Origin of the sequence: Psychrobacter sp. UBA5136, assembly GCF_002414005.1 — a bacterium.
GTDB lineage: Bacteria > Pseudomonadota > Gammaproteobacteria > Pseudomonadales > Moraxellaceae > Psychrobacter.
The window spans coordinates 7,049-13,567 of sequence record NZ_DHYG01000010.1; the positions used below are offsets into that span (position 1 = coordinate 7,049).

Below are 6,519 nucleotides of genomic sequence, written 5' to 3' on the forward strand. Positions count from 1 at the left end.
TTTAGGATATTTTGACTATAGCTTCTCATAAAGAAACCACACGGTCGGTATTTTACAGAAATACATCAGCAATGTGAAGGGCAGGTATGTATCTAGGTTTTTCAGAACATTGTTTTAATTATTTTTTATACTTTAGATAAAGTTATCTTAAATAACGTCGACCATGCTAACAAGGGAACATGATCAGCGCCTTGTTTTTAATAAAAAAAATAATGAGCCAATCACTTTAGCCGCCACTAATAATCGCTAAAGTCGCCGTTGCACACTATCTTTCTTCACTTTTAGCGCCGATTATTTTAGACAAATGACCAGTTTTAAGATAAACCTTAGCGCCCTTTGCGCCTGCTTTTATTTGCGGTATGGCAGCTACGGGCAAGCGTATCCAACCACCGCGAGTATAAGTTTTAGCGTCATCTGCTAGTTCAGAATCTATCAGTTCGCCGCCCAATACCAGTATCTCTGCGCCGCCTTTTACTGCTTCGGTAAATAGTATTTCATTGGCATTTAAACGTTGTAAGCTGACTTGTTCGTCAGCGTCTGAAAATAAATGACAAATATCACGTTTGCCCTGCGTTTGCCAATTTGCCGCATCATTGGTATCGATGGCGACGTAACGCGTCTCTGCTGCGGGCATTTGCCAAAGCTTGACAAAAATAACCGCGCCCTCATCACTATAAGGCTGGTGGCCAGAGTTTGGCGGATTGCGTAAATACCAGCCCGCTGGACAATCGCTATTGTCCGCCGAAAAAGTGCCAGACAAGACCAAAATCTCCTCGCCGCCCGGATGCAAATGATGCGGGAAATACGAATTGGGCGCATAGCGCACGATACTGGTTGCACGCGCTTTTTCTGCGCCAACGCGGTCGAGCATGACGCGCTCGACGCCGCTTTGCGGTGAGGGCACCCATTGATAGTGTTTGGGCGCCAATGTTGCACGGCGGGTAAAATCTGCATTAATCAGCATACAATGGACTCCAAAGACAAGGTTTAATGGTTTAGATTATCAACTGATTTATCTGCTTTGACAAATAGGCTAGCGTTGTCATTTCTAAAAAATGGTGTAATGCTTAGGCTATTTTTTTTAATTTATTTGGGTGATTGTTAAGTTATCTATCAATTTTATACTAAAGTAAGTTGCTAGCAGATAAATATTTAGGAGTGAAAACCTTCTCTAATTATGCTAATTATCAAAAAATTACTTTAACTGCTGCGACTGACTTGCTATCTTGCCCCCCTTCTTCCCATCAGTACCTATTTCCGCCTTTTTTTAAGCTAACTTTCTTCATTAGCGCCTTTTTTATTTGTGTTGAACTTTATGAAACCTAACATTGAGGTGAGCGCCGATGCTCGCCGAGCTCAGTATTTTCAAGTATTTTTGATGGGCGTCAGCGCCTTTATTATGAATACCACAGAATTTGTCCCCGTTGCCCTATTAAGTGACATTGCCCAAGATTTTTCTATCACTACGGCTGAGACTGGCTGGATGTTGACGCTGTATGCGTGGATTGTCGCGGCGATGTCATTGCCATTGATGCTGCTCACCAGTCGCTTTGAGCGTAAAAGCTTACTCCTAGCATTGTTTACGGTTTTTATTGCCAGTCATGTGCTATCGGTATTTGCATGGAGCTTTGATATATTGCTGATTAGCCGCGTCGGGATAGCGCTCTCGCACGCCATATTTTGGTCAATCACAGCAGCGATTGCGATACGCGTGGCACCGGAAGGCAAAAAAGCGCTGGCACTTAGCGTGCTTGCAACCGGCACGTCATTGGCGATGGTGCTTGGTGTGCCATTAGGGCGCTTAGTTGGCCAATGGTTTGGCTGGCGCGCAACCTTTGGCGGCATCGGGGTGATTGCTTTTATAGTGTTTATCTTGCAAGCAAGGCTCTTACCAAGGTTGCCAAGCATGTTTGAAGGCTCTTTTAGAAAAATTCCAGAATTGCTTAAAAATCCCTTGTTGGTCTGCCTATACCTGCTTATTTTACTGGTCTTTACCGCCCACTATACGGCTTATTCTTATATCGAGCCCTTTATGCGCCAAGTCGGGGCCATCAGTGAAAACGCCGCCACTTTTATATTGCTTTTGTTTGGGGTGGCAGGGATTGCGGGCAGTGTGATATTCAGCCGCTGGGGCGATCGATTTAATACCAGGTTGATGCTGATATCGACGATATTAATGCTGCTATCTATGCTGGTGCTATTGTTTGCCGTGACATCCATCTGGGCGCTGAGTTTCATTGCATTACTGTGGGGCGCGGCGCTTATGCTGCTGATTATCTCCATGCAAGCCAAAGTCATCATGGTCGATGTGACGGCGCAAGACATGCTGATGTCGATGTTCTCAGGCATTATCAATTTAGGCATTGGCGCAGGAGCGCTGTTTGGTGGCTATGCGGTGACGCATATTTCCATATCAAGCGTCGGCTACGTCGGCGCGGCCATCGCTAGTGTGGCGCTGCTGCTGATGTTATTTATGATCAAGCGCTTTCCTGAATTAAGTAGAAGACTTGGTTAAGCAGAAGGCTTGGTTAATTAGAAATATGAATTAAATAAGCCTATAAAAAATGCCAGCCACTTAAATTTAAGTGAGCTGGCATTTTGCTATTTGGTTTATTAAAAAATAGCAAAGACAAAAAGAGCCGCTTATTTAAAAATCCACTTTACCACGTAACGCTTTGGTTTTACCGCGTTGGGTTTTTTCATCGACGCGTTTGCGTTTAGCACTTTTGCTTGGTTTGGTAGGTTTGCGGGTTTTTTGCACATGGGTAGCTTGTAGTATAAAGCTTTGCAGCCGCTCAAGCGCATCAATTCTATTACGCTCTTGGGTGCGAAACTGCTGCGCTTTAATGATAAGCACGCCTTCTTTGGTGATTCGGCTGTCTTTGCTGTCCAATAAACGCTGTTTGATAACATTGCTTAAGCTCGAAGCACGAATATCAAAACGCAGATGAATTGCCGAGGAGACTTTATTGACGTTTTGCCCGCCTGCCCCTTGCGCGCGTATGGCGTTAATCTCCACTTCACTGTCATTTAGGCTAATGCTATTGCTAATAAAAATCATAAAACACTTTTATAAATCATTGATAAATATGGCTAATAATAAAGCATTATCAATGAACACGCCAGCTGCCAGCTTAACCACTGCCGACAGACAACATCTTTTAAAAATCTCATCATTTCTTCTAAATGTTATCGTTTGACGTTGCTATGTCTCTTCTCTGTCTGTAAAGCGTAAGCCTGCATAGGGATTTGATTTTAAGGTGATAGGATGGCTTTAAATACAGACAGTTTTTAGTCAAAGGAATAAGCGTTATATGACGACCCATAATAAGAAATCTAATCATAATAAACCTCAAACCTCTTTTGTAAATAATAACATCGCCGCTGATGAAAGCATTCAAGTCAGGGGTGCGCGGGTGCATAATTTAAAAAACGTCGATGTTGATTTACCACGTAATGCCTTAGTTGTTTTTACCGGTATATCAGGCTCAGGCAAATCGTCACTAGCGTTTGGCACCTTGTTTGCTGAGTCGCAGCGCCGTTATCTGGATTCGGTATCGCCTTATGCCAGGCGCTTGATTGACCAAGTTGGTGAGCCTGATGTCGATGCGATAGAAGGCTTGCCGCCTGCCGTCGCGCTGCAACAACAGCGCGGTACGCCGTCGGTACGCTCATCGGTTGGCAGCGTAACCACGATTTCAAACGGACTGCGCATGCTGTACTCGCGAGCGGGCGAATACCCTGCTGGGCAAGAAATGCTCTATGCCGACGCCTTTTCGCCAAATACGCCAGAAGGGGCTTGCCCCACGTGCTCGGGCATAGGCCGCGTGTTTGAAGTCACAGAAGACTTGCTTGTGCCTGACAAGACAAAAACTATTCGAGAACGCGCCATTGCTGCTTGGCCACCGGCATGGCAAGGGCAAAACTTTAGCCGAATACTGACCACACTTGGCTACGATATCGACAAAACTTGGCACACCTTACCCAAGGAGACGCGCGATTGGATTTTATTTACCGATGAAACGCCAGAAGTGCCGGTTTATCCAGAATACAATCTCGAGCAAGTACGCGAGGCGATTAAAAAAGGTGAAAAACCCAACTATAAAGGCACCTATGCCAGTGCAAAAAACTTCGTTTTACATTCTTTTGCGACGACTCAAAGTCCACGTACCAAAAAACGCGTGGCACAGTTTATGCAAATCTCAGAATGCCCAAGCTGCCATGGCAAAAAACTTAAAAAAGAGTCGCTGTCGGTTAATTTTGCGGGGCTTGATATTGGCGAAATATCACAATTAACCTTGACTGAATTGGCGCTTAAACTTCATGATGCCGCCAATAAACAACTCAGCGATGATGTGCCTGACCGCGAAAAAGCTATCGTTGCCAAGCGTATTGCCAGCGATATTTTATCGCGCGTGGAAGCGTTAACCAGACTTGGACTAGGCTACTTATCGCTTGAACGTACCACGCCTACCTTATCGCCCGGCGAATTACAGCGCTTACGGCTTGGCACCCAAATTCGCTCTAAACTATTTGGCGTGGTTTATGTACTCGATGAACCATCAGCTGGCCTACATCCTGCCGACACGCAGGCGTTATTAAGTGCGCTCGATGAGCTGGTAGCGGCGGGTAACTCATTGTTCATTGTTGAGCATGATGTCAGCGTTATTCGCCACGCCGATTGGATAGTAGATGTCGGACCAAAAGCAGGTCGTTATGGCGGTGAAATCATATACAGCGGTCCTATCGAAGGCTTGCGCGATATCTCTGATTCCTATACGGGACAATATCTCTTTAGTTCTGACGCAGCAAAGCAAAAATCAAAAAGCCACACGCCAAGAAAGATTGGTAATTGGCTAAAACTTGCTAATATTGAGCGCAACAATCTACATGGTTTAGATGTGGCATTTCCTTTAGGGGTATTAACCACAGTGACGGGCGTCTCTGGTTCAGGGAAATCAAGCTTGGTCAGTCAAGCGCTGGTTGAACTGGTTCATAATGCATTGGGACAAAAAACCGTGATTGAAGCGCCCACGGATGAAGCGGCTTTACTGGAGCAGGAGCAAGAAACACCAGTGGGCGGAGAGATAGTCAGCGGTATGGCGCACATCAAACGCTTAGTCACCGTTGACCAAAAAGCCATCGGGCGTACACCGCGCTCAAATCTAGCGACTTATACTGGGCTGTTTGATCATGTGCGCAAGTTATTTGCCGCCACCAAAGAAGCAAAAGCAAGACACTATGATGCCGGACGTTTTTCATTTAACGTGAAAAAAGGTCGTTGCCCAAATTGCGAGGGCGTTGGTTTTGTCAGCGTTGAGCTGCTGTTTTTGCCAAGTGTTTACTCGCCTTGCCAAGTTTGCCATGGCCAGCGCTACAACGATGAAACCCTAGAGATTACTTATCACGGTAAAAATATCGCTGAAGTGCTCGATTTAACGGTCGAATCCGCTTCTGAATTTTTTGTCGATGACGCCCCGATTATGCACGCATTGGATGCCTTGCTAAAAGTTGGGCTTGGCTATTTACGACTTGGGCAACCAGCGACCGAGTTGTCCGGCGGCGAGGCACAGCGTATTAAGCTTGCTACCGAACTGCAGCGGACGCAGCGCGGCGATACGCTATATGTGCTCGATGAACCAACGACTGGCCTACATCCTTCTGATGTCGCGATGCTAATGGCGCAGTTAAACGGGCTGGTCGAAACGGGTAATACGGTGATTATGGTTGAGCATGATATGCAAGTCGCGAGCAACAGCGATTGGATTATCGATATGGGACCGGGAGCTGGCGATGAAGGCGGTCTTATCGTCGCTGAGGGCACGCCTAAAGAGGTAGCTGAGTCGAAAAAAAGTCGTACCGCGCCTTTTTTATTCACTTAGCATGGCTATAGAAAAACAAAGTTAGGGTAACAAAAAACAGCGTTGCTTAATAATAAGAACCGAATAAAAAACCGCATGACTATTAAAGTTGCGGCTTTTTATTTCTAAATATCGATTTTTTAAATATGTATTGGGGCTGTCCTAGATAAGTAAAATTATTTAGGATAGCACTATGAGAAAGAGTAAACTAAGTTGGTATAAACAAAACAGACTCATCGAGCTATTTGTTGCTGGTTCTACCGCCAGAACAGCAGCAAGCCTAATTGGCGTTAATAAAACCACAGCCAGTTATTACTTTCATAGGCTACGAGTGCTTATTTACGAGAATAGCCAAGACCCTGGTCTATTTGAGGGTGAAATCGAAGTAGACGAATCATACTTTGGTGGAACTCGTAAAGGCAAGCGAGGGCGAGGTGCTGGTAGCAAAGTGCCCGTGTTTGGTCTATTAAAGCGTAATGGCAAAGTCTACGCTTGTATTATACCCAATGCTAAAGCAGATACTTTGATCCCTATCATAAGAGAAAAAGTGAAGCCTGATAGCATTGTTTATACTGACTCATTCAAAAGCTATAACGCATTAGATGTCAGTGAGTTCACTCATTATCGTATCAACCACTCCAAAACCTTTGTTAATGAC

Annotated in this window: 5 protein-coding genes; 3 read left to right on the forward strand and 2 right to left on the reverse strand. The window is 45.1% G+C overall.

Translation table 11 applies throughout. From position 1 onward, the window contains the following. Positions 1 to 265: 265 nt before the first annotated feature. The gene (locus B4240_RS01455) at positions 266 to 964 is read right to left on the reverse strand and encodes a cupin domain-containing protein (protein ID WP_296236444.1); all 699 of its coding nucleotides are present in this window, start codon (positions 962 to 964) and stop codon (positions 266 to 268) included. A gap of 351 nt (positions 965 to 1,315) precedes the next feature. Between B4240_RS01455 and B4240_RS01460 the strand changes: the two genes are divergently transcribed. Continuing rightward, the gene (locus tag B4240_RS01460) at positions 1,316 to 2,515 is read left to right on the forward strand and encodes a sugar transporter (RefSeq protein WP_296236445.1); all 1,200 of its coding nucleotides are present in this window, start codon (positions 1,316 to 1,318) and stop codon (positions 2,513 to 2,515) included. Between the two features lie 132 nt (positions 2,516 to 2,647). Here the strand turns inward: B4240_RS01460 and arfB are convergent, their stop codons facing one another. Next, positions 2,648 to 3,061 (reverse strand): alternative ribosome rescue aminoacyl-tRNA hydrolase ArfB, encoded by a 414-nt coding sequence (gene arfB, locus B4240_RS01465; RefSeq protein WP_296236446.1) that lies wholly within the window; start codon positions 3,059 to 3,061, stop codon positions 2,648 to 2,650. A gap of 253 nt (positions 3,062 to 3,314) precedes the next feature. Between arfB and uvrA the strand changes: the two genes are divergently transcribed. Together uvrA and B4240_RS01475 are read left to right on the forward strand one after the other, a co-directional pair. Next, positions 3,315 to 5,882: an excinuclease ABC subunit UvrA gene (gene uvrA / locus B4240_RS01470; RefSeq protein WP_296236447.1), complete on the forward strand. Its 2,568-nt coding sequence runs from the start codon at positions 3,315 to 3,317 to the stop codon at positions 5,880 to 5,882. A 172-nt stretch (positions 5,883 to 6,054) separates the two neighbouring features. Beyond that, the coding region (locus B4240_RS01475; RefSeq protein WP_296236448.1) for an IS1595-like element ISPssp3 family transposase at positions 6,055 to 6,519 on the forward strand (465 nt) is incomplete at its 3' end.

Excerpts from the sequence above, each read along its gene's own strand:
- B4240_RS01455 (WP_296236444.1), bottom strand. The coding sequence starts at position 964 with ATGCTGATTAATGCAGATTTTACCCGCCGTGCAACATTGGCGCCCAAA.
- B4240_RS01460 (WP_296236445.1), top strand. The coding sequence starts at position 1,316 with ATGAAACCTAACATTGAGGTGAGCGCCGATGCTCGCCGAGCTCAGTAT.
- arfB (WP_296236446.1), bottom strand. The coding sequence starts at position 3,061 with ATGATTTTTATTAGCAATAGCATTAGCCTAAATGACAGTGAAGTGGAG.
- uvrA (WP_296236447.1), top strand. The coding sequence starts at position 3,315 with ATGACGACCCATAATAAGAAATCTAATCATAATAAACCTCAAACCTCT.